Here is a 21,857-nt window from a genome sequence, read left to right as displayed (position 1 = left end):
CGCAACCCATGACGAACACGACCGCCTCTGGCAGCAAGCCGCTGCTCGGCTGCATCGCCGACGATTTCACGGGCGCGACCGATCTCGCGAACATGCTGGTGCGCGGCGGTATGCGCACCGTTCAGACAATCGGCGTGCCCGCGGCCGACACGCGCATCGAAGCCGACGCGCTCGTGGTCGCGCTGAAGTCGCGCACGATCGACGCAGCCGACGCCGTCGCGCAATCGCTCGCCGCGCTGGAATGGCTGCGTGCGCAAGGCTGCCGCCAGTTCTTCTTCAAGTACTGCTCGACGTTCGATTCGACCGATCAGGGCAACATCGGCCCCGTCGCCGACGCGCTGCTCGACGCGCTCGCGCCCAGCGGCGGCGCGCCGTTCACGATCGCGTGCCCCGCGTTTCCGGAGAACGGCCGCACGATCTATCGCGGGCACCTTTTCGTCGGCGACGCGCTGCTAAACGAGTCCGGCATGGAGCATCATCCGCTGACGCCGATGACGGACGCCAACCTCGTGCGCGTGCTCCAGCGGCAGACGCGCTCGAAAGTCGGCCTCGTGCGCTACGACGCGGTGGCGCAAGGTGCGGGGGCCGTGCGCGCCTCGATCGACGCGTTGCGGGCCGGCGGCGTGCGCATGGCGATTGCCGATGCCGTTTCCGACGCCGATCTCTACACGCTCGGCGAAGCCTGCGCGGACTTGCCACTGATCACGGGCGGCTCGGGTGTCGCGCTCGGTCTGCCCGCGAATTTCCGCCGCGCCGGTTTGCTCGACGACGCCGGCGATGCCGGCGAGCTGCCGCGTATCGGCGGCGCGTCGGCGGTGCTGGCTGGCAGTGCGTCGAAAGCGACGAACGCCCAGGTTGCCGCGTGGCGCGAAACGCGTCCCGCGTTCCGCATCGATCCGCTTGCGGTGGCGCGCGGCGAGCCCGTAATCGATAACGCTCTGGCCTTCGCGCGCGAGCACATGAATGGTGCCGAGCCGCAGCCCGTGCTGATATATGCGACGGCATCGCCCGACGAAGTGAAGGCGACGCAGCGCGAGCTCGGCGTGGCGCACGCCGGAGAACTAGTCGAACGCACGCTCGCTTCGATTGCGCGCGGTCTGCGCGGTCTCGGCGTGCGCAAGTTCGTCGTCGCGGGCGGCGAGACCTCGGGCGCCGTGGTGCAGGCGCTCGGTGTCGACATGCTGCGCATCGGCCGCCAGATCGATCCAGGGGTGCCCGCCACGGCGACCATCGGCGCGGACCCACTCGCGCTCGCGCTCAAGTCCGGCAACTTCGGCGCCGTCGACTTCTTCGCGAAGGCGCTGCGCATGCTGGACGGAGACGCGCAGTGACCGCCGCCATTCACACGAGCAGCGAAGCGAGGGTCCGCGAAGAAATCTGCGTGACGGGCGCGAGCTTGTACGCACGCGGTTACACCGTTGGCAGCGCGGGCAACATCAGCGCGCGGCTCGACGACGGGTGGCTCATCACACCGACGGATGCCTGCCTCGGCCGCCTCGATCCCGCGGAAATCGCGAAGGTCGATTTCGAAGGCAACGCGGTTTCCGGCGGCCGGCCGTCGAAAACGCTTGCGCTGCATCGCGGCGTCTACGAGCGCAACCGCGAAGCGCGCGGCATCGTGCACACGCATTCGACCCATCTCGTCGCGCTGACGCTCGCAGGCGTCTGGAGCGATGCCGACGTGCTGCCGCCCATCACGCCGTACTACGTGATGAAAGTCGGTCACATTCCGCTGATTCGTTACCGGCGCCCCGGCGATCCGCAAGTCGCGCAACAGATCGCTGCGCTTGCCGAGAGCGTGCGCGGTGTGCTGCTGGAGCGGCTCGGGCCCGTGGTATGGGAGCGTTCGGTGTCACAGGCTTCGTACGTGCTCGAAGAGCTGGAGGAGACGGCGCGCTTGTGGCTGATGACGGACCCGCGTCCCGCACCGCTCGAAGAGACCGCGATCGAAGAGTTGCGCACCGTGTTTGGCGCGCGCTGGTAACTGCGCTGGTAACCGTTGGCGCAAACCGGGCTTCGCGCGCACCCGCGCGGGCCATCCGTATCAACCACCTCAGGCAAAAAAGCCGGAGGACCGTCCGACATGAAAACGGATGGTCGGCAACCGGCGCCATCTCGAAGGAGACAACGCATGACAAACAATCAGGCGGTATCCGTTCGCCCGGCCTCAACCGCCGATGCCGCCGGCCAGCCCGGCGCGGCCGAAATCGAACGCACTTACAGCAAGGTCTTCTGGCGCATCGTGCCGTTTCTGATGCTGTGCTACGTGGTTGCGTATCTGGACCGCGTCAACGTGGGCTTTGCGAAGCTGCAGATGTCGCAGGACCTCGCGTTCAGCGAGACCGTATTCGGTCTCGGCGCGGGCGTGTTTTTTGTTGGCTATTTTCTTTTCGAACTGCCAAGCAATATTCTGATGCATCGGCTGGGCGCGCGTATCTGGATCGCGCGGATCATGATCACGTGGGGCCTGCTCTCCGCGTTGTTCGTATTCGTTCGGACACCCATGCAGTTCTATGCGCTGCGCTTCCTGCTCGGTCTCGCCGAAGCGGGTTTTTATCCGGGCGTCATCCTGTACCTCACGTACTGGTTCCCTTCGCATCGTCGCGCGAAGATCATCGCGGTGTTCATGTCCGCGATCCCCGTTTCGGGCATTTTCGGCAATCCGTTGTCCGGCTGGATCATGCAGGCTTTCGATTCGCATCACGGCTTCGCCGGCTGGCAATGGATGTTCGTCATCGAAGCGGTGCCTGCCATCGTCATCGGCATCGTGACGATCCTGTATCTCGACAACGGCATCTCCCACGCGAAATGGCTCACGCCGCGTGAAAAGCAACTGCTCGCCGACGAGATCGCCGCGCAGCCACAGGAAAACGCGAAATCGCATTCGCTGGGTGCCGTGTTCCGCGACCCGCGCACGTGGTGGATGTCGCTGATCTACTTCGCGTTCGTCACGGGGCAATACGGACTCACGTTCTGGATGCCGACGCTCGTGAAGTCGACCGGCGTGACTGGCGCGTTCGAAATCGGGCTGCTGAGCGCGATTCCGTTTCTCGTCGCTATTGTCGTGATGAACGTGATGGGCCACAGCGCGGACAAACGTCGCGAGCGCCGCTGGCACCTGATCGGGCCGGCGCTTGCGGGCGCGGTCGGCTTCACGGTTGCGGCTTCGTTCGCGCACAACACGGCTGTCTCGATTGCGTTCCTGTCGATTGCGGCTGCGGGAGTCTTGACCTGCGCGCCGCTCTTCTGGTCGCTGCCCACCGCGTTCATGTCCGGCGCGACGGCTGCCGCTGGAATCGCGATCATCAATTCGATCGGCAATCTGGCGGGCTTCGCGAGTCCGTATATGATCGGCTATCTCAAGGATCTCACGCACAGCACGCAGTCCGGCATGTACGTGCTTGCCGCGATGCTCGTGATCGGCGCGATCGCCGTCTGGCTGACGCCCGCGCGGCTCGTGAACCGCTAAACACGCTTGTTTGAGGAGTTGCTTCGATGCCACGCTTCGCCGCCAATCTGACCATGATGTACAACGAACACGCGTTTCTGGACCGTTTTGCCGCTGCGGCGCGCGATGGTTTCGAGGCCGTGGAGTTTCTGTTCCCCTATGAGTTTCCGGCCGCCGAGATCAAGGCGCGGTTGACGGAAAACGGCCTGACGCAAGCGCTATTCAATGCGCCGCCGGGCGACTGGGCGGCGGGCGAACGCGGCATCGCGTCGTTGCCGGGACGCGAAGACGAGTTTCGCCGCAGCATCGACACGGCGCTCGACTACGCGCGTATGCTCGGCAACGACAAGATGCACGTGATGGCGGGGCTGATCAAGCCGGAGCAATCGCGAGCCGCGCATCGCGACGTATATCTGAAGAACCTCGCGTATGCAGCGAAGGCCGCCCAGGCGGACGGGATCACCGTCGTCATCGAGCCGATCAACACGCGCGACATTCCTGGCTTCTTCCTGAACCGGCAAGACGACGCGCAGGCGATCTGCGTGGAGGTCGGCGCGCCGAACCTGAAGGTGCAGTTCGACCTGTACCACTGCCAGATCGTCGAAGGCGATCTTGCGGTCAAGCTCAAGCGCGACATGAAGGGCATCGGGCATATCCAGATCGCTGGCGTGCCCGAGCGGCACGAGCCGGATATCGGCGAAGTGAACTACCCGTATCTGTTCTCGCTGATCGACGAACTCGGGTTCGACGGCTGGGTCGGCTGTGAATACCGGCCGCGCGCGGGCACGTCCGCAGGGCTTGGATGGATCAGGCCGTACGTGAAGGCGCGTAGCTGAGCGAAGCGCAGGTCGCGTCGCCTCGCGTGAATGCCGCTAGCGGAAAACGCGTGCGGCAACGGCACCCGAATCGCAAGGCTGCGCCCGGATCGCGGCCATCTTGACGTACAGCGTGCTCCTCGAGATGCCTAGCGTTCGGGCGGCCATGGACATATTTCCGTGCGCCTTCGCGATCGCATCGAGTATCGCTTGCCTCTCGATTTCCTTCAGTCCTCCGAACGAAGGTGGGACGGGCGCCGAGGTTGGGGAGGCAGGCGAACTCCACTCCGCCTGTGCGATGGACGGCGGCAGGAGCGAGATGTCGATGACGTCATCTTCGCTCAGCGCGAACATCACCTCGAAGGCATTCTGCAACTCGCGGATGTTGCCCGGCCAGCCATAGTCGAGCAATGCCTGTTTCACGGCCGGATCGAGCCGTTTGGGCGCACAGCCATATTTGCGCGCCATCTTGTTGTTGAGGTGCTCGACGATCGTCTCGATGTCGCCGGGCCGTTCGCGCAGGGCAGGCAAATGCAGGTTGACGACGCTGAGCCGGTGGTACAGGTCTTGACGGAAGCGCCCTGCATTCACTTCGTTCTGGAGGTCACGGTTCGTAGCCGCGATCATGCGTACCGAGACGCATCGCTCGCGGGTATCGCCAAGGCGGACGACGACGCCATCTTGCAGCACGCGCAGCAGGTGGGGCTGCATGTCGAGCGGCATCTCGCCTATTTCATCGAGGAAGAGGGTGCCGCCGTCGGCCTGCTCGAACTTGCCCGGCAAGCCGCCCCGCCGCGCGCCCGTGAATGCGCCTTCGGCATAGCCGAAAAGCTCGCTCGCAAGCAATTCTCGCGTCAACGCACCGCAATTGACGGCAATGAACGGCGCAGCGGCGCGAGGCCCCGCCCGATGCAGCGCGCGGGCGAAGAGTTCCTTCCCGGCGCCCGTCTCGCCAAGCAGCAGGACGGGGAGATCCAGCATGGCAACGCGGCGCGCGCGTGCTTTCGCCGCCTTCAGTACCTCGCTTTCTCCAATGATCTCGCCAAAGGCATCGTCGCTTGCCGGCGTCGTCACGGTCTTCGGCAACGATATGGCAGCGTGTCTGTCGCCAACGGCAAGGGGAATCACCACCATCGTGCCCAGGACGCCTTCATGATCCTTCAACGGGTGTAACCATTCGGGGCGAAGCCATTGCAGACGTTGGCGGTATCGATCGGCCTCCGGGCGGGCAAGGTCCAGTTCGGGTACCTGGCTGCCGACCTGCAGAAGCATTTGCAGGTTGTACGTCTCGCGCGCGGCCTGTGCATTTCCGTTCGTCCGGACAATGCGTCCCCGGCTGTCGACGAGGACCACGTAGTCGCTCGCGTAACGGATGAAATGGTCGATCGCTCGAGTGAGAAGACGCTCGTGGCGAGCCACGTCGCGGCGGCCGAGTTCGCACTCTATCTGCCTCGCCGCGGCCACCACGAGGCCTAGCGTGTGGCCATGAAGGGATTCCTTGACGCCGGAGACATCCACCACGCCGAGCAGGGAGTGGTCGAAGGGATCGAGGATAGGCGCAGCGGCACACGTCCAGCGTTTGACGTCGAGGCAAAAATGCTCATTCGCATGGATCTGAACCGGCGCACCGGTGACGATTGCCGTGCCGATCGCATTGGTGCCGATGACTTCCTCGTTCCAGCAGCCCCCGGTGGCCAGGTTGATTTCCTCGCCGACGTTGCGGACCCGGGTCTCGCCACTAAGCTGAAGAATGGTGCCGCCCTGATCACAGAGCATGATCAGCGTGCCGCATTCGCGCAGGATGTCGCGCAGGGATTCGAGCGCGGGACGCGCGACGTCACAGAGATCGCTGTTGAGCCGCTGCAATTGTCGGACGCGTTCGGCAGCGGCGCCCGGCGCGGACGGTCTGGCCGGATCGACAGCTTCGGAACGGCATCGCTGCCAGGACGCAAGGACGACCTTGCGCACCCCCTCGTTCTCCAGGGGTTTGTCCTGCAGAAAGCGCTCCCAGGCAGACGCCACGACGGCTTCGTCGCTGACGCGTGGGATCAGGGCACCGCAATGGGAAAACGGCATGGAACGATCCCGCTCGTTTGGTGCTGCGAGTCTAGCCCGGGGCCACGGCCCCGTCAATTAAGGTCTTTTGCATCAATGACTTGTGCCTGCAGCATGTCGATCGCACAGTGTCCGGAATCCGGATGGCGCTTACTTGCGCGAGTGTCCGGAATCCGGACACTCGCGCAAGTAAGGTGAGGAATGACTTGCGTTTAGATCGTAAAGATCGCTCCGCAATTCGCGTTTGCTGTGAAGCGCAGCAGAAATCGATATGCGCCCTCCCTGCCCACGCACGCCAACACGCTGATTCGCGACTAATGCGCCGCAACATTCGCCGCTGCCCACGCGGTAGAAAGAGGTGCGCGCGCTTGACGCCCTGCACCGCACTGCTGAGTGCTGGGCTCGAATCGGCCCCTGGCACACCTCGTGCGGTGCAGAGCGCAAGAGGCAGCGAAATGCGGTGATGGTCATGAAGTACTTATCGAAGAACGAATACGTCGTGGGTGATGGGATCGGCTGGCACGAGTTAATGATTGGAAGCCATCTCGTAACCGAACGGCTTGGGTACACACATCATGGCCTCTATGCCGGGGCGGGCAAGGTGGTGCATTACGCAGGGTTGTCACGGTCACTGCATCGCGGCCCGGTGCAGGAAATCACGCTCGAAGCCTTCGCAAACGGACACCCGGTCTGGATCAGAAAAAACCCCAGCGCCAGGTTCGCTGGCCAGGAAGCCGTTCGGCGAGCCTACTCCCGGCTGGGAGAGGACCGCTATCGGCTCATCTCCAATAACTGCGAGCACTTCTGCATGTGGTGCTTGCACGGCGAGAGCCGCAGCGAGCAGATCGATGTCTGGAAGTCGTACGCCATCGATATGCTCGACACCGGGTTCAAAGCCCTCCGGCAACTCACTAGCCTCTTGATGTCGAAGGGCGCCCATGGGGCGCGCCCGGTCGATCAAAACCAGGTACTCCATATCAAATGAGACAGAGCGTGTCCGGATTCCGGATGCGGCTGTGCAGGTGTCGGGATTCCGGACACCGGTGGCGGGCAGCAGATCCTCGTTTGTCATCCTGAATATTCCAGCAACGCGTTGATTTCATTGGCCGCGCGAGCCGCCGATGTCGACGTCGTCAGCCTGGCATGTCCCTTGCCATATGTCGTGCGTGGGGATTCCCACCATGACCAGTGCAATGACAGGAGACAGACATGCAGCAGCAATCCACCGTACAGGTGATGGGCATCGACGCCGGCGGCACGATGACCGACACCTTCTTCGTGCGTTCGGACGGCCGTTTCGTGGTCGGCAAGGCGCAGAGCAACCCGGGCGACGAATCGCTCGCCATCTACAACTCGTCGCAGGATGCCCTGGCCCATTGGGGCCGCGGCGTCGACGACGTGTACCCGGAACTGGCGACGTGCGTCTATTCCGGCACGGCCATGCTCAACCGCATCCTGATGCGCAAGGGTCTCGACGTGGGCCTCATCTGCAATCGCGGCTTCGAGCAGGTCCACTCGATGGGCCGCGCCCTGCAGAGCTATCTGGGCTACGCGCTCGAAGACCGCATCCACCTCAACACGCATCGCTACGACGAGCCACTGGTGCCGGTTTCCCGCACGCGCGGCGTCACCGAGCGCACCGACGTGCAGGGCAAGGTAGTCATCCCGCTGCGCGAGGCCGACGTGCGCCAGGCCACGCGCGAACTCGTGGAAGCCGGGTCCCAGGCCATCGTCATCTGTCTGCTGCAATCACACAAGAACGAGACGAGCGAACTGCGCGCTCGTGACATCGTCAAGGAGGAACTCAGGAAGCTGAATGCGGACATTCCCGTCTTTGCCTCGGTGGACTACTACCCGTCGCGCAAGGAAAGCCACCGCATGAACACCACCATCCTCGAGGCCTACGGCGCGGAACCCTCGCGTCAGACGCTGAAGAAGGTGAGCGACCGCTTCAGGAAGCACGGCGCAAAGTTCGATCTGCGCGTGATGGCCACGCACGGCGGCACCATCAGCTGGAAGGCCAAGGAACTGGCGCGCACCATCGTCTCGGGCCCGATTGGCGGCGTCATCGGTTCGAAACTGCTCGGCGAAGCCCTTGGCGACGAGAACATCGCCTGCTCCGACATTGGCGGCACGAGCTTCGACGTGGCCCTGATCACCAAAGGCAACTTCGCCATCAAGTCCGATCCGGACATGGCGCGCCTCGTCCTCTCGTTGCCGCTCGTGGCGATGGATTCCGTCGGCGCGGGTGCCGGCAGCTTCGTGCGGCTCGATCCCTATAGCAAGTCGATCAAGCTCGGCCCGGACAGCGCGGGCTACCGCGTGGGCACATGCTGGCCCGAGAGCGGGCTCGACACGGTATCGGTGTCCGACTGCCACGTCGTGCTCGGCTACCTGAACCCGCACAACTTCCTCGGCGGCGCGATCAAGCTCGACGTCGACCGTGCGCGGCAGCACATCAAGGCGCAGATCGCCGATCCGCTCGGCCTCTCTGTCGAGGATGCGGCCGCTGGCGTCATCGAGCTGCTCGACCTGACCTTGTCCGAGTATCTGCGCGCCAATATCAGCGCGAAGGGCTATAACCCGGCCGAGTTCACCTGCTTCTCCTATGGCGGCGCGGGCCCGGTTCACACCTATGGCTACACCGGGGGCGTCGGCTTCAAGGACGTGGTCGTGCCCGCGTGGGCGGCCGGCTTCTCGGCCTTCGGCTGCGCCTGCGCCGACTTCGAGTACCGCTACGACAAGTCGGTGGATCTCGGCGTCGCCCAACTCGCCCCGGCGGCGGACAAGGAAGCCGCCTGCAAGGCCCTGCAGGACGCCTGGTCGGAACTGGCCGTCAAGGTCATCGACGAGTTCGTCCTCAATGGCTACAAGGCCGAGGATGTGCTGCTGATCCCGGGCTACAAGATGCAGTACATGGGCCAGCTCAACGACCTCGAAATCGTCTCGCCGGTGACCCGCGCCGGCACGGCGGCCGACTGGGACCAGATCGTCGAAGCTTTCGAGAACACCTACGGCCGTGTATATGCGAGTTCCGCCCGCTCGCCGGAACTGGGCTTCTCGATTACCGGCGCGATCCTGCGGGGCACCGTCGTGACCCAGAAGCCGGTGTTGCCTGAAGACCCGGACGCGGGGCCGATCCCGCCGAAGGAGGCCTACCTCGGCACGCGTCCCTTCTACCGTCACAAGAAGTGGGTGGACGCCCAGCTCTGGAAGATGGAAGCGCTCAAGGCCGGCAACCACATCGTGGGCCCCGCCATCATCGAATCGGATGCCACTACCTTCGTGGTGCCGGATGGTTTCGAGACGACGGTCGACAAGCACCGCCTGTTCCACCTCAAGGAAGTGAAGTAAGGAGACCTGCCATGAACATGATGAGCAACAAGGAAATCGGCTGCGCCGACCTGCTGAAAACCGGCCAGACGCTCAAGCAATACCGCGACGGCATCATCGAGCGCACGAAGGCCAGCGGACATTACAACGGTCTCGAGAAACTGGCGTTTCGCGACAGCGACCCGATCGGATACGAGAAGCTCTTTTCCAAGCTGCGCGGCGGCCTGGTGCATGCGCGAGAGACCGCGAAGAAAATTGCCGCGAGTCCGATCGTCGAGCAGGAAGGCGAACTCTGCTTCACGCTCTACAACGCCGCGGGCGACTGCGTCCTCACCTCGACCGGGATCATCATCCACGTCGGCACGATGGGCGCGGCGATCAAGTACATGATCGAGAACAACTGGGAGGCCAACCCGGGCATCAACCCCGGCGACATGTTCACGACCAATGACTGCGCGATCGGCAACGTCCACCCCTGCGACATCGCCACGATCGTGCCGATCTTCTGGGAAGGCCGGCTGATCGGCTGGGTCGGCGGCGTCACCCACGTCATCGACACCGGCTCGGTGACACCGGGTTCCATGTCCACCGGCCAGACCCAGCGCTTCGGCGACGGCTACATGATCACCTGCCGCAAGACCGGCGTGAACGACGAGCCGCTGCGCGACTGGCTGCACGAGTCGCAGCGCTCGGTTCGCACACCGAAGTACTGGATCCTCGACGAGAAGACCCGCATTGCCGGATGCCATATGATCCGCGAGCTGGTGGAGGAAGTGATCCGCGCCGACGGCATCGAGGCGTACGAGAAGTTTGCCTTCGAGGTCATCGAAGAAGGGCGGCGCGGACTGCAAAGCCGTATCAAGGCCATGACCCTGCCGGGCAAGTACCGCAAGGTCTCCTTCGTCGACGTTCCGTACAAGCATGAGGACGTGCAGGTCTCCAACGCGTTCGCCAAGCTCGACTCCATCATGCACTCGCCGGTGGAGATGACCATCCGGCCGGACGGCAAGTGGCGACTGGACTTCGAGGGCGCGAGCCGTTGGGGCTGGCACACTTTCAACGCCCATCAGGTGGCATTTACGTCCGGGATCTGGGTGATGATGTGCCAGACGCTCGTGCCGACCCAGCGCATCAACGACGGTGCGTATTTCGCTACCGAATTTCGCCTGCCAAAAGGCACCTGGTGCAATCCGGACGACCGCCGGACCGGCCACGCCTATGCCTGGCACTTCCTCGTCTCCGGCTGGGCGGCCCTCTGGCGCGGTCTTTCGCAGTCCTATTTCAGTCGCGGCTACCTGGAGGAAGTCAACGCGGGCAACGCCAACACCTCGAACTGGCTGCAGGGGGGCGGCATCAATCAGGACGGCGAGATTCATGCCGTCAACAGTTTCGAAGCGAGTTCCTGCGGCACGGGCGCATGCGCAATCAAGGACGGTCTCAATCACGCCGCCGCCATCTGGAATCCGGAAGGCGACATGGGTGACATCGAGATCTGGGAGATGGCCGAACCGCTGCTTTACCTGGGGCGCAACGTGAAGGCCAACTCCGGCGGCTACGGAAAATACCGTGGCGGCTGCGGCTTCGAAACGCTGCGGATGGTGTGGAACGCGCAGGACTGGACCATGTTCTTCATGGGCAACGGCTTCATGAACAGCGACTGGGGCATGATGGGCGGCTACCCGTCCGCGACGGGCTATCGCTTCGAAGCCCACAAGACGGGGCTGGACGAGCGTATTGCCATCGGCGATTCCCTGCCGTTGGGCGGCGATATCGATCCGGGCAACCCGGACTACGAACGGCACCTCAACGCCTCTGCTGTGGTCAAGCGCGACAAGCAGTGCATTACCACGGAAGACTGTTATGCGAACCACGATCTGTACCTCAACTATCTGCGCGGCGGCCCGGGCTTCGGCGATCCGATCGATCGTGACCCGAAGGCCATCGAGGCGGATCTCAACCAGAAGTTCCTGCTGCCGGAATACGCAAAGAGCGTGTACGGCGCGGTCTTCACTGAGGATGGCGGGGTGTTCACGGTGGACGCGGCGAGGACTGCCGCGCGCCGCAACCAGATGCGGGTGGAACGTCTTGCCCGGTCCCTGCCGACCGGAGAATGGATGAAGGAGGAACGCGAACGCGTCCTGAACAAGCACGCCGCCATCCAGGTGCAGCACATGTTCGCCACGAGCTTCGCGCTGTCGGAGAAGTTCACCCGCCACTTCAAGGCGTTCTGGAACCTTCCCGACGACTGGCAGTTGCTCGAGGAGGAACTGGGCGTCCCGTCCTACGGCGCAAAGCACCGCATGGACCTGTCGCTCCTGCCCGACGTCACCACCGTCGTTCAGGTCGAAGAGTAATCATCGAATTCAGGAGTCCAAATATGTCTACCTACACCAACGAACAGGTCGCTCACCTCGTCGAAGGCTCGCTCGACTGGGAAACCACCTTCCGCATGCTTTCCATGCCCAAGGACGAGAGCCGCTTCGAGCAATACCTTGCAGCGCTCCAGGCCAAGGTGAGCTTCCCGGACCGCATCGTCCTGCCGCTCGGTCCTCACCTCTACATCGTGCAGTCGGCTACGACGAAGAAATGGCTGACCCAGTGCGACTGCGGCCACCCGTTTTGCGACTACCGCGAGAACTGGAAAATGCACGCCGCCATCTACGTGCGCGACACGGAGGAGGCAATGACCGAGGTCTATCCCAGGCTGATGGCGCCGGACACGCAATGGCAGGTGTATCGCGAGTATTACTGCCCGCAGTGCGGCACGATGCACGACGTCGAGGCGCCGACGCCGTGGTATCCGGTGATTCACGACTTCGAACCGGACATCGAGGCGTTTTACAGGGAGTGGGTCAATCTCCCGGTGCCGGAGCGGGCCGCGGATTAATGGCCTGATTGGCGCGTAAAGCAGGGGAGTGGGCTTTGCCTGCTCCCCTGGCGCACCGACGCCGCACGGTATCGATGCAGTTGCAACGCGATGAACGGCGTCAACGTGACAACGGTCCGCGCGAGGGCGCTTCACGGAGCACGTCGCCCTGGTAGAACGCCGCAAAGCGTTCGAGTTGCCGAAGCGCATCCTGGATTGAAGCGCCATCGCGCAATACGGCGCTCGAAAAGCCCATGCGCTCCATCTGAAGCAGTTGATCGACTAGCACCTCGCCCGTCGCGCGCAAGTCGCCGCGAAAACCTAGCCGGCGTCTGACGAGATAGGCCTGCGTAAAGGCGCGCCCGTCGGTGAAGGTCGGGAATTGCAGTTCGACACGCGTGGCTGCCGAGATTTCCGCGGCGTGCGCGAGCGGATCGGCGTCGTTAGACAGAGTCAGGACGATTTCCCGGTGATCGTCGGCGTGTTCCCCGGCGCTTAAAAGCCGGATACGCGAAACATTCGTCATGCCGCGTCCTCCGCCGTTGCGCGCACCGCGTCCGCGGCGGCCTTGAAGGGTTCGAGCCCCACGCGGCGCACGGTTTCGATGAACGTCTCGCGGCGTTCGCTCTTCTGCTCGCGCAGCGCCAGATAGCAGCCGATCACCGCGTCGACGGCATCGGTCACTTCGTGCGCGGCGAACGACGGGCCGATGACCTTGCCGGGCCGGGCTTCGCCGCTGCGTGCGGAGCCATCCGAGCCGCCCAGCGTGATCTGGTACCACTCGGCGCCGTCCTTGTCGACGCCGAGTATGCCGATATGCCCGCTGTGGTGATGGCCGCACGAATTGATGCAGCCGCTGATATGCAGGTCGATCTCGCCGATGTCGTCGAGTTCGTCGAGATCCTGGTAGCGCTCCATGATGCTCTGCGCGACGGGCAGCGAGCGTGCATTGGCGAGCGCGCAAAAGTCGCCGCCGGGGCAGGAGATCATGTCGGTGAGCAGATGCACGTTGGCGCTCGCGAGCCGCACGTCGACGGCCGCCTGCCACAGCGGCAGCAGGTCGTCCGCATGAACCCATGGCAGCACGATGTTCTGGGTGTGCGTGACGCGCGCTTCGCCTGCGGAGAAGCGGTCCACGAGATCCGCCAGGCGTTCGAGCTGCTCCGCCGTTGCATCGCCGGGCGCCTGCAGCAGGCGTTTGAAGGACAACGTGACGATGCGCATCGACGCTTCCTTGTGCGGGGCGACGTTGCGCTCCAGCCAGCGCTGCAGTTGCGGCGTTTGCCGGGCAGCCGTTTGCAGCGCAGTGGCGGCGGCAGGATCGACAGCGCGGCCAGCGGCCGCTTGCGGCGGCACGGCGAAATGTGTGGTCATGCGGTCGAACTCGGCCTGCGCAATCGTGTGCGGACCACCGTCGCAGTCCACGATCTGACGAAACTCTTCTTCGACTTCGTCGATGAAGCGCTGGCCTTCTGCCTTCGCCAGTATCTTGATGCGCGCCTTGTACTTGTTGTCGCGCCGGCCAAACTGGTTGTACACGCGTACGACCGCCTCGATGTAGTTCATGATCTGCCGCCACGGCAGGAACTCGCGCAGCACCACGCCGATAACAGGCGTACGGCCCATGCCCCCGCCCACCGCTACGCGAAAGCCCAGTTCGCCGTTTTCGTCATGGACGAGACGCAGCCCTACGTCGTGCCAGCCGGTCGCGGCGCGATCTTCCGTCGCCCCGGTAATCGCGATCTTGAACTTGCGTGGCAAGAAGGCGAACTCGGGGTGCAGCGTCGTCCACTGGCGCATGAGTTCGGCAAAGGGGCGCGGGTCGGCGATCTCGTCCGGCGCAACACCCGCGCGCTCGTCGCACGAGATGTTGCGGATGCAGTTGCCGCTCGTCTGGATGCCGTGCATGTCGACCGTGGCGAGCAGGTCCATCACATCGGCGGCTTTCGACAGCGGAATCCAGTTGAACTGAACATTGGTGCGCGTCGTGAAGTGCGCATGGTGCGTCGGCAGGCGGGCGGTGCCGAGCTTGCGCTGTGCCTCGAGCGCATGCCGGTAAACCTCGGCGTCAGGCTCGTCATACTCGCGGGCAACGCGGGCGAGCACGCGAAGCTGCGCGCTCGACAGCTCGCCATACGGAACCGCAACGCGCAGCATCGGCGCATGGCGCTGCACGTACCAGCCGTTTTGCAGGCGCAGCGGGCGAAACGCATCCTCGCTCAGCGTGCCGTTTTGCCAGCGCTCGATCTGGTCGCGGAACTGGGCCGCGCGGCTCGCCACGAAGGCTTTGTCGAATTCGTTATAGCGATACATGGTGACTGCGAAAATGACGGGAGCGAAGACCTTATCGCGCCGCATCCGGCACCTCAAGCAGCAGATGACGCCAAAAAGAGCGCAGCAGAAGCCGCGCGCACGAATCGGTCAGCTTCGCGAGCGCACCTCGGGATGAACGAGCAGTTCGGAGAGCGTGCGGATCGCCTCGTCGATGCGGGGCGACCACGGATGGCCATAATTGAGGCGGATGCAATTCTCGAACGCGTGGGACGCGGAAAAGATCGGGCCGGGCGCCACGCTGATGCCGCGCTCGATAGCGAGACGATGCAGCGCCATGGCGTCGATGGCATCGCGAAACGTGAGCCAGAGAAAATAGCCGCCCTCGGGGCAGGTGTACTGCGTGCCTTCGGGCAGCCAGCGGCGGATCGCGCCGATCATCGCGTCGCGTTGCGTCTGCATGGCAAGGCGAATCTTCTTCAGATGGCGCTCGTAGCCGCCGTGCTCCAGATAGTCGGCGATGCCGGCCTGAACGGGGATGCTTGCCGAGATGGTCGTCATGAGCTTGAGGCGCTGCACGCGTTCGGCGAAGCGCCCCGCGCTCGCCCAGCCCACGCGGTAGCCCGGCGCGAGGTTCTTCGAAAACGAGCCGCAGTGCATGACGAGTCCGCGCCGGTCGAAGGCCATGGCCGGCGGCGGGTAATTCGGCGCGTAATGCAATTCGCCATACACGTCGTCTTCGATGAGCGGCACTTCGTGTTTCGCGAGCAAGTCGACGAGCGCCTCTTTCTTCGCCGCCGATAACGTGACGCCCGTGGGGTTCTGGAAATTCGTCATGAACCAGCATGCGCGGATGGGGTGCTTTTCCAGCGCCCCGGCCAGCGCGTCGAGATCGAGCCCCGTCTGCGTATCGACGGGGATCTCGACGGCGCGCAGGCCGAGCCGCTCGATCGCCTGAAGCGCGGCGTAGAACCCCGGCGACTCCACGGCGACGATATCCCCGGGCTGCGTGACCGCCATCAGGCAAAGATTCAATGCCTCGAGCGCGCCGTTGGTCACGATGATGTCCTCGGCCGGCTGCGAAATGCCAACGCGCATATAGCGCAGCGCAATCTGCCGTCTGAGGTTCTCGTTGCCCGGCGGCAGGTCGACGACCGTGCTCCACGGGCTCACGTTGCGCGCGGCCTGGCCGAGCGACTTCGCGAGACGCGACAGCGGAAAGAGCAGCGGCGAAGGGAAGGCCGACCCGAGCGGCACGATGCCGGGACGCTTGGCGGCGTCGAGCACCGAAAAAACGAGTTCGCTGATGTCGACGGTAGCGGTTTCGCCGCTCGTTGCCTGCGCTGCCGTTCCCGCGGGCTTCGAAGGCGGCGCGACGTAGTAGCCCGAGCGCTCCTCGGCGCGCACGAGACCCCACTGTTCGAGCAGATAGTAAGCGCGCGCCGCCGTGGACTGGCTCACGCCGTGCTGCGCGATGATCTGCCGCAGCGACGGCATGCGGGCGCCGGGCGCCAGGTTGCCGGACCGGATCTCGGTGGCCATGCTCTGCGCCAGGCGTTCATAGCGTGTCATGCGCTTTTGTTCATCGAAGGAGGGGGCGATTTGCGTCGGCTTCTGCGGACCGGGGAAGCGATCTGCTGCGCTGATTTTATCGTCGTCTGCTTCTGTACGGTGGCTTCACAGGGGCGGATCATGGCGATCAGCGCGCATCGAGGTCCGGGTCTGTTCTCCCGGGATGCGCCGGGATTACTGCGCGAGTGCCCGGATCATCACCTAAACCCGCAGAGCTTGCGGCTCTTTTTGCCTGTAGCGTGGCAAGCCTTTGGCCCCGGCACTCGCGTGCCGGGGCCATTTCTCGTGGCCGCGCCGAATACGCTGCTGCTGCATCGCTCGAATCGTTTGCAACTGCTGCTTTTGCTGCTTGCGAAGCAGTTCGAACATACGTCCATGTTCGAGTCGCTCGAGCGAAATGGAGAAAACGATGGAACTCATCCGCATGGTACGCATTGTTCTGTGGAGCTTCTTCGGCGTGCGCAAGAGCGCCGCCCATGAAGCGGACTTCGCCAATGTGAATTTCAGCTGGCTGCCGTTCGTGGCGGTCGGGCTGGCCGCTTTGATCGGGGCCTGCATACTGGGCGTCGTGCTGCTGGTGGCGCATTCCACGGGGACCGCACAAGGATTCTGAGCGGCTGCTTCCGGTCGTTTCGTCACGGACGCGATGCGTCTTCGTCAAGCAGGTCGATGGCGACGGATGCCAGTTGTGCGCCAGGGGCCGAGGGCCGTAGCGCGAGTTCTTCGGAACGTCCGCTGATCCAGAGCACGTGGAGCGGCGCAAGGGTCACGCCGCGCAGCAGGCTGCTCTCCACGCTCCATTGTCCCGCGAGACTCACGAGCAACTGGGTGGCGGCGGGCGTCACGCGCAACGAATGCGACGCGACATTCACCCGCGCGCGCGCCGCGCCGCGTCTGCACATGACGTTCAGGACGCTCACGGGCTGCGCGGGCGCGTTCGCCCACATGTGCAGGTCGCCGGAGAAATGCACCGGCTGACCGGCGCGCGCCTGCAACTCGCCGAAGGCGATTTCGGCGCGATATCCGACGTGACGCTGCGCGTGGTGGGCGCGGCCCGGCAGTCGGCGCAACCCGTCGATCTTCTGGTTTTCGACGCGGCGACGGCCAGCGCGGCCGTGCGGTTCATCGACTGCAGCGGCGTCGCACCCGAACCGTGGGCCAACGGCGGCGGCACGACGCGCACGCTCCCCGCGCGGACCCGAGGCAAACGGCGGCGCGTCATGGCGCGTGAGTGTCGCCACAGTGGAAGGCCCCGCGCGATTTTCGCAGTTCCCGGGCTACAACCGCACCCTGCTGCTCATCGACGATGGCGCAATCGACCTGCACTCGCAGGAAGTACCAGGGTTCTCATCATCACGCTCCCACCGTTTCGAACACGCGCTGATCCGCGAGCGTCTGAAGGAGCGCGTCCACGCTCTTCACCTGAACGCCCGGTTCGCGCGCGGGCGGGTCGCTGAGCGCGACCACGCGGCTTTGCGCCGACAGCGAGACACCGAGCGCAGCGGCCTCGTACGTGACGAGCGGCTTTTGCTTCGCCTTCACGATGCTCGGCAGCGTGACGCGGCGCGGTTGCGCGAGACGCAGGTCGGCGCTGATCACTGCCGGGCCGTCGACTTGCCAGTCGGCGGTGCCCACGTCCTCGCCGCAGCTCACGCGCCAGCCGCGCTCCTTGACGTCCAGCGCGCACGCATTGAGCGCCTGCGGCCAACCGAGCAGCGCGGCTAGCATGGCCGCCACGCCGCCCACGTCGCCGTCGATGGCCTGCTTGCCGCACAGCACGAGTCCGTAATCCGCGTCCTTCATGTGCGCGGCAACGAGGCGAGCGACGGCGAACGAATCGAGCGTTGCCGTCGCGGCGCCCGTGTCGATGAGCACGGCGTCGTCCGCGCCCATCGCGAGCGCGGTGCGCAGCACGTCCTGATGGGCGGGCAGCCCGCACGTCAGCACGGTGACGTGCGAGGCGACGCCCGATTCCTTCAGTTGCAGCGCCTTTTCGAGCGCGCATTCGTCGAAAGGGTTCAGCGACATCTTCAGGCCCGCCGTGTCGATCGTGCCCGTTGCGCCCACCCGCACGCGCACGTTCGGGTCCACCACGCGCTTGACGGGCACCAGAATGCGGATACTCATCGGTGTTCAGCGGCGAGATGATGGGCGACGGACGCGCCGATCACGCCGGCGCCGATGACGACAAAGTCATAGTGGCTCATGAAGCCCCCGTAAATGCACGATGGGCCGGATTTTAGAAATACGGGCGGCCACGCTTTTTTGTATTAGGCAAACTTATGGTCAGCGAGCGCAAATGCTCATCGAGTGTGCGCACGGCATCGGGCGCGGCATCATGCATTCCGGTGCGGTGCCGGCGATGCACGGCGATTGTGCGGGCCATCCACGGAGCCGATCATGAGACGTACGCAGGCGCCTATCGATCTGAACGCATTGCAGGCCTTTCTGGCCGTGTGCGAAACGGGCTCGATGACGGGCGCGGCAAAGCAGTTGGGTGTCAGCCAGAGCGCGGTGAGCCAGGCGATCGCCGGGCTCGAACGCGACCAGGGCACGACGCTGTTCGACCGCGAGAGCCGGCCGCCGCGCCCGAACGTGGCGGGCCGCGCGCTGCTCGAACTGGCGGGCGCGCTGCTGGAGCACGCGCAGATGGTGAGCACGCGTATCGGCGATGCGTCGCATGCGGGCATGCTGCCGGTGCGCCTCGGTTGTGTCGATTCGTTCGCCGCGACGGTCGGTCCCGAGCTCATTCGCGCGGTGGCCGGCTCGGCGCGGCAAATATCGCTCTGGTCGGGACTCACGCCTGGCCTCAGCAAGCAGTTGCACGATCGCGAGCTCGATCTTGCCGTCTGCACGCAAACGGCGATCAACGATGCACGCATCGTGGAAATACCGCTCTTTTCGGAGGCGTTCGTCGCGGTCGTCTCGCGCAGCTGGCTCGCGGAGCACCGCAATGCGGACTGGCGGGCGCTCGCGCCCGAGATGCCGATGATCCGCTATACGACGCGCTCGGTGATCGGCCAGCAAGTGGAACGCTATGCGCGGCACCTGGGCATCAACAGTCCGAGGCGCTACGAGTTCGACGCGACCGATCCGCTTCTGAGCCTCGTCGCGGCGCGTCTGGGATTTGCGATATCGACGCCGCTGTGCCTGTGGCAGGCACGGCACTACCTGCCGGAGATCGCGGTGCTGCCGCTGCCGGCGGGGCGCCTTGGCCGGCGCGATTTTTTCCTGCTGCATCGGCAGGGCGAGTGGGAGGCATTCGCGCGCGAGATCGCGACGCTCACGCGCCGGGTGCTCGAGGGATCCATCCAGCCGGCGTTGGCCCGCGCGCTGCCGCAGATGCCGCCCGACGCCTTGCAGTGAGCCGCTGCACAGCATTGCAGCAAGACGAAAGAGAGAACGGATGAACGAACTATTCACGCTGGAGCGCGGCGAGGCGCCGCTGGTGATCTCGATTCCGCATCTCGGCACGCACATTCCCGAGGCGCTGCGCCCGCTGTATACCGAAGCGGCGCTCACGCTGGCCGACACCGACTGGCATCTGGATCGCCTCTATGCATTCGCGCGCGAGATGGGCGCGACCGTGATCGGTGCGCGGATATCGCGCTATGTCATCGATCTGAACCGCCCGCCCGGCGACGAGAGCCTCTATCCGGGCCAGACGACGACGGGCCTGTGCCCCGGCGAGACTTTTCGCGGCGAACCGATTTATCGGCCGGCAAGCGCGCCCGACGAGGCGCAGCGCGCCGAACGCATCGCCCGTTACTGGCGGCCGTATCACGATGCCCTCGCGGCGGAGCTGGCGCGCCTGCGTGCGCGGCACGGCAACGTGCTGCTGTGGGAGGCGCATTCGATTGCGAGCCGATCGCCCAGGCTTTTCGAGGGCAAGCTGCCGGATCTGAATCTCGGGACGCAGGACGGCCGCACGTGCGCGGGCACGGTCCAGCAGGCGGCCGTCGAGGCGATGGCGGCGAGCGACTCGACGTGGGTTGCGAACGGCCGCTTCAAGGGCGGCTACATCACGCGTTGCTTTGGCGCGCCGGCGCGCGGCATTCACGCAATCCAGCTGGAAATGTGTCAATGCACCTATATGAACGAGACTGCGCCGTTCGAATACGTGCCCGAGCGGGCGCAGGCGGTGCAGCCGACGCTCGTTCGCATGGTCGGTGGCGCGTTCGAAGCGGTGAAGCGTCTCGCCCCGGCTTTTGCATAAGACGTTCTGATGACTCAGCGTAAGCGTGCGTCCCGTTTCAGTGCAGGCGCGCACTAGCGGCAACGAGGGCACGCACCGCTAACGAACAACGCGCCGCGCCAGAATCGTGCGGGCAACGCAGTAGACGCCGGATTGCGCCCGGGATGTTTATCAGCGGGAACTTTTGATTCACGTCAGTTAAACATGGCACGAAGGTTGCGTTGAATAATGCGGTCGCTGGCGCTTCAGTCGGCGGTGCCGGGCGGATAGATAAAGATCGACAGAAACTGGATGGGCAACTTGATCAACCGCTCGGGGCCGTGAGGGATATCGGCCTGGAACGTGAGCGTGTCGCCGGGATGGAGGATGTAGGTTTGCTGGCCGTGGCGGTATTCGATCACCCCCTTGAGCATGTGGATGAATTCGGTGCCGGGGTGTTCGAAGGTCGGAAAGCGTTCGGCTTCATCCTCCATGGTGATGAGGAAGGGTTCGAAGGCTTTGCGCGGACCCTGGTCGTAAGCGAGCAGATGGTAGGTGTGTCCGCGCTTGGTGCCCTTGCGTACGACCTCCATGCCCGTGCCTTTTTTGACGAGCTGCGCGCCGCCTTGCGGCGCGTCGAAGTTGCGAAAGAGCGTGGAAAGGGAAACGCCGAGCGCCTGGGCGATGCGGTGCAGGACGTCGAGCCCGGTCGAGGTTTGCGCGTTCTCGATCTTCGAGAGCATGCCGCGGCTGATGCCGGCCTGTTCGGCCACCTGCGCGATGGTCAGCGCGTGGCGCTGGCGCAGGTCGCGGATGGTGGCGCCCAGAAAGCGTTCGAGTGCGGTTTTGTTGTCGTCCCCAGTGTGCATGATCGGCCTCGGTAGCAATGCTTGACGCGTAGCTGGCCGGCACGCTGTGGCGCGCGCCGGTTGTTTCATGGTGTGAAGCATTGTTGCATGGCAGGAAAAGGAGTTCCAGACGCAGTGCGCAACGAGAAGCGCCTGGCGAGCGCGTAATGCGGGCCGCGTGCGCGCTCCGAACGATGGTCAGCAAGTTCCCGGAACCGGCCCAGGCGCGATGCGCCCAGCCTCTATCAACCGCAACGGAGTTGGTGCAAGGAGTGACGATGAATCTGAACGACGCGAGTAAGCTGCCGCTCGGCGAGCCCGGAAGCGTGCCCCGTTTCGACTCGGCGGAAAACGCGCAAGGCTGGCTCGCTCAGCAGGGCGTGAAGTACGTATTGGCGCAGTTCGTCGACATCCATGGTGTCGCAAAGGCCAAGTCGGTGCCGGTCGCGCATCTGAAGACGGTGCTCGAGGCGGG

At 64.5% G+C, this 21,857-nt stretch carries 19 protein-coding genes and 2 pseudogenes; 13 read left to right on the top strand and 8 right to left on the bottom strand.

The window, feature by feature from the left end; genetic code table 11:
* The first annotated feature begins 8 nt into the window (after positions 1 to 8).
* The 4 genes from otnK (at position 9) to otnI (ending at position 4,284) form a co-directional block, all read left to right on the top strand.
* The gene (gene otnK, locus BMI01S_RS27560) at positions 9 to 1,331 is read left to right on the top strand and encodes a 3-oxo-tetronate kinase (RefSeq protein ID WP_028213443.1); all 1,323 of its coding nucleotides are present in this window, start codon (positions 9 to 11) and stop codon (positions 1,329 to 1,331) included.
* Positions 1,328 to 1,984, top strand: coding sequence for a 3-oxo-tetronate 4-phosphate decarboxylase (otnC, locus tag BMI01S_RS27555; RefSeq protein ID WP_028232355.1), 657 nt, complete (start codon positions 1,328 to 1,330; stop codon positions 1,982 to 1,984). Before otnK ends, otnC begins: the two co-directional genes overlap by 4 nt.
* Positions 1,985 to 2,131: 147 nt before the next feature.
* Complete coding sequence (locus BMI01S_RS27550) at positions 2,132 to 3,469, top strand: MFS transporter (RefSeq protein ID WP_028232354.1); 1,338 nt, start codon at positions 2,132 to 2,134, stop codon at positions 3,467 to 3,469.
* Positions 3,470 to 3,495: 26 nt separating this feature from the next.
* Complete coding sequence (gene otnI, locus BMI01S_RS27545; protein WP_028232353.1) at positions 3,496 to 4,284, top strand: 2-oxo-tetronate isomerase; 789 nt, start codon at positions 3,496 to 3,498, stop codon at positions 4,282 to 4,284.
* A gap of 36 nt (positions 4,285 to 4,320) precedes the next feature.
* On the opposite strand, the gene BMI01S_RS27540 is transcribed toward otnI, so the two are convergent.
* On the bottom strand, positions 4,321 to 6,339 hold the full coding sequence (locus BMI01S_RS27540) for a sigma 54-interacting transcriptional regulator (protein WP_042291181.1): 2,019 nt from the start codon (positions 6,337 to 6,339) through the stop codon (positions 4,321 to 4,323).
* 448 nt (positions 6,340 to 6,787) lie between these two features.
* On the opposite strand from BMI01S_RS27540, the gene BMI01S_RS27535 reads away from it, so the two are divergent.
* The 4 genes from BMI01S_RS27535 (at position 6,788) to BMI01S_RS27520 (ending at position 12,538) form a co-directional block, all read left to right on the top strand.
* On the top strand, positions 6,788 to 7,303 hold the full coding sequence (locus tag BMI01S_RS27535) for a lecithin retinol acyltransferase family protein (RefSeq protein WP_238327974.1): 516 nt from the start codon (positions 6,788 to 6,790) through the stop codon (positions 7,301 to 7,303).
* Positions 7,304 to 7,527: 224 nt separating this feature from the next.
* A complete protein-coding gene (locus BMI01S_RS27530; protein WP_028232352.1) occupies positions 7,528 to 9,672 on the top strand; it encodes a hydantoinase/oxoprolinase family protein in 2,145 nt (714 codons plus the stop codon).
* 11 nt (positions 9,673 to 9,683) lie between these two features.
* Positions 9,684 to 12,005, top strand: a complete 2,322-nt coding sequence (locus BMI01S_RS27525) for a hydantoinase B/oxoprolinase family protein (RefSeq protein ID WP_028213438.1) — start codon at positions 9,684 to 9,686, stop codon at positions 12,003 to 12,005.
* A gap of 23 nt (positions 12,006 to 12,028) precedes the next feature.
* On the top strand, positions 12,029 to 12,538 hold the full coding sequence (locus tag BMI01S_RS27520) for an acetone carboxylase subunit gamma (RefSeq protein WP_028213437.1): 510 nt from the start codon (positions 12,029 to 12,031) through the stop codon (positions 12,536 to 12,538).
* A gap of 100 nt (positions 12,539 to 12,638) precedes the next feature.
* Here BMI01S_RS27520 and BMI01S_RS27515 read toward each other — a convergent pair whose 3' ends face one another.
* The 4 genes from BMI01S_RS27515 to BMI01S_RS41100 form a co-directional block, all read right to left on the bottom strand.
* A complete protein-coding gene (locus BMI01S_RS27515) occupies positions 12,639 to 13,043 on the bottom strand; it encodes a DUF934 domain-containing protein (protein WP_028213436.1) in 405 nt (134 codons plus the stop codon).
* Positions 13,040 to 14,830 carry a nitrite/sulfite reductase gene (locus tag BMI01S_RS27510; RefSeq protein ID WP_028213435.1) on the bottom strand — a complete coding sequence of 597 codons (1,791 nt, stop codon included), beginning with the start codon at positions 14,828 to 14,830 and terminating at the stop codon, positions 13,040 to 13,042. The genes BMI01S_RS27515 and BMI01S_RS27510 overlap by 4 nt, the downstream gene beginning before the upstream one ends.
* Positions 14,831 to 14,938: 108 nt before the next feature.
* Complete coding sequence (locus BMI01S_RS27505; RefSeq protein ID WP_028213434.1) at positions 14,939 to 16,360, bottom strand: aminotransferase-like domain-containing protein; 1,422 nt, start codon at positions 16,358 to 16,360, stop codon at positions 14,939 to 14,941.
* Positions 16,361 to 16,561: 201 nt separating this feature from the next.
* Complete coding sequence (locus BMI01S_RS41100; protein WP_154671396.1) at positions 16,562 to 16,729, bottom strand: hypothetical protein; 168 nt, start codon at positions 16,727 to 16,729, stop codon at positions 16,562 to 16,564.
* 40 nt (positions 16,730 to 16,769) lie between these two features.
* Here BMI01S_RS41100 and BMI01S_RS27500 point away from each other — a divergent pair, with 40 nt between their 5' ends.
* Positions 16,770 to 16,973, top strand: a complete 204-nt coding sequence (locus BMI01S_RS27500; protein ID WP_028213433.1) for a DUF2970 domain-containing protein — start codon at positions 16,770 to 16,772, stop codon at positions 16,971 to 16,973.
* A 22-nt stretch (positions 16,974 to 16,995) separates the two neighbouring features.
* On the opposite strand, the gene BMI01S_RS43215 is transcribed toward BMI01S_RS27500, so the two are convergent.
* On the bottom strand, positions 16,996 to 17,601 hold the full coding sequence (locus BMI01S_RS43215) for a HutD family protein (protein ID WP_051381532.1): 606 nt from the start codon (positions 17,599 to 17,601) through the stop codon (positions 16,996 to 16,998).
* On the opposite strand from BMI01S_RS43215, the pseudogene BMI01S_RS43210 reads away from it, so the two are divergent.
* Positions 17,588 to 17,674 (top strand): annotated as a pseudogene (locus tag BMI01S_RS43210) (HutD family protein); the annotation flags it as partial. The gene BMI01S_RS43215 and the pseudogene BMI01S_RS43210 overlap by 14 nt on opposite strands.
* A 39-nt stretch (positions 17,675 to 17,713) precedes the next feature.
* Here the strand turns inward: BMI01S_RS43210 and BMI01S_RS27490 are convergent.
* On the bottom strand, positions 17,714 to 18,487 hold the full coding sequence (locus BMI01S_RS27490; RefSeq protein ID WP_051381531.1) for an electron transfer flavoprotein subunit beta/FixA family protein: 774 nt from the start codon (positions 18,485 to 18,487) through the stop codon (positions 17,714 to 17,716).
* Positions 18,488 to 18,760: 273 nt separating this feature from the next.
* Between BMI01S_RS27490 and BMI01S_RS27485 the strand changes: the two genes are divergently transcribed.
* Together BMI01S_RS27485 and hutG are read left to right on the top strand one after the other, a co-directional pair.
* Entirely contained in the window at positions 18,761 to 19,726 is a 966-nt protein-coding gene (locus BMI01S_RS27485; RefSeq protein ID WP_028213431.1) for a LysR family transcriptional regulator, read from the top strand.
* A 40-nt stretch (positions 19,727 to 19,766) separates the two neighbouring features.
* Positions 19,767 to 20,576, top strand: coding sequence for an N-formylglutamate deformylase (hutG, locus tag BMI01S_RS27480; protein WP_028232350.1), 810 nt, complete (start codon positions 19,767 to 19,769; stop codon positions 20,574 to 20,576).
* Between the two features lie 224 nt (positions 20,577 to 20,800).
* Here the strand turns inward: hutG and BMI01S_RS27475 are convergent, their stop codons facing one another.
* Positions 20,801 to 21,403 carry a helix-turn-helix domain-containing protein gene (locus BMI01S_RS27475; protein ID WP_028213429.1) on the bottom strand — a complete coding sequence of 201 codons (603 nt, stop codon included), beginning with the start codon at positions 21,401 to 21,403 and terminating at the stop codon, positions 20,801 to 20,803.
* 257 nt (positions 21,404 to 21,660) lie between these two features.
* Between BMI01S_RS27475 and BMI01S_RS27470 the strand changes: the two are divergent.
* A pseudogene (locus tag BMI01S_RS27470) lies at positions 21,661 to 21,857 on the top strand (type III glutamate--ammonia ligase); the annotation flags it as partial.

It is taken from the genome of Paraburkholderia mimosarum LMG 23256 = NBRC 106338, from assembly GCF_000739815.1.
Taxonomy (GTDB): Bacteria; Pseudomonadota; Gammaproteobacteria; order Burkholderiales; family Burkholderiaceae; genus Paraburkholderia; species Paraburkholderia mimosarum.
Note: the sequence above shows the minus strand (reverse complement) of the source record. Positions and strands in the feature narration are given on the sequence as shown.

What these genes read in the sequence shown, in the direction of transcription:
- BMI01S_RS27540 (WP_042291181.1), bottom strand. Translation starts at nt 6,339, where the DNA reads ATGCCGTTTTCCCATTGCGGTGCCCTGATCCCACGCGTCAGCGACGAA.
- BMI01S_RS27530 (WP_028232352.1), top strand. Translation starts at nt 7,528, where the DNA reads ATGCAGCAGCAATCCACCGTACAGGTGATGGGCATCGACGCCGGCGGC.
- BMI01S_RS27535 (WP_238327974.1), top strand. Translation starts at nt 6,788, where the DNA reads ATGAAGTACTTATCGAAGAACGAATACGTCGTGGGTGATGGGATCGGC.
- BMI01S_RS27505 (WP_028213434.1), bottom strand. Translation starts at nt 16,360, where the DNA reads ATGACACGCTATGAACGCCTGGCGCAGAGCATGGCCACCGAGATCCGG.
- BMI01S_RS27475 (WP_028213429.1), bottom strand. Translation starts at nt 21,403, where the DNA reads ATGCACACTGGGGACGACAACAAAACCGCACTCGAACGCTTTCTGGGC.
- BMI01S_RS27520 (WP_028213437.1), top strand. Translation starts at nt 12,029, where the DNA reads ATGTCTACCTACACCAACGAACAGGTCGCTCACCTCGTCGAAGGCTCG.
- BMI01S_RS27550 (WP_028232354.1), top strand. Translation starts at nt 2,132, where the DNA reads ATGACAAACAATCAGGCGGTATCCGTTCGCCCGGCCTCAACCGCCGAT.
- BMI01S_RS41100 (WP_154671396.1), bottom strand. Translation starts at nt 16,729, where the DNA reads ATGTTCGAACTGCTTCGCAAGCAGCAAAAGCAGCAGTTGCAAACGATT.
- otnI (WP_028232353.1), top strand. Translation starts at nt 3,496, where the DNA reads ATGCCACGCTTCGCCGCCAATCTGACCATGATGTACAACGAACACGCG.
- BMI01S_RS27490 (WP_051381531.1), bottom strand. Translation starts at nt 18,487, where the DNA reads ATGAGTATCCGCATTCTGGTGCCCGTCAAGCGCGTGGTGGACCCGAAC.
- BMI01S_RS27500 (WP_028213433.1), top strand. Translation starts at nt 16,770, where the DNA reads ATGGAACTCATCCGCATGGTACGCATTGTTCTGTGGAGCTTCTTCGGC.
- otnK (WP_028213443.1), top strand. Translation starts at nt 9, where the DNA reads ATGACGAACACGACCGCCTCTGGCAGCAAGCCGCTGCTCGGCTGCATC.
- BMI01S_RS27525 (WP_028213438.1), top strand. Translation starts at nt 9,684, where the DNA reads ATGAACATGATGAGCAACAAGGAAATCGGCTGCGCCGACCTGCTGAAA.
- hutG (WP_028232350.1), top strand. Translation starts at nt 19,767, where the DNA reads ATGAACGAACTATTCACGCTGGAGCGCGGCGAGGCGCCGCTGGTGATC.
- BMI01S_RS27515 (WP_028213436.1), bottom strand. Translation starts at nt 13,043, where the DNA reads ATGACGAATGTTTCGCGTATCCGGCTTTTAAGCGCCGGGGAACACGCC.
- BMI01S_RS27510 (WP_028213435.1), bottom strand. Translation starts at nt 14,830, where the DNA reads ATGTATCGCTATAACGAATTCGACAAAGCCTTCGTGGCGAGCCGCGCG.
- BMI01S_RS27485 (WP_028213431.1), top strand. Translation starts at nt 18,761, where the DNA reads ATGAGACGTACGCAGGCGCCTATCGATCTGAACGCATTGCAGGCCTTT.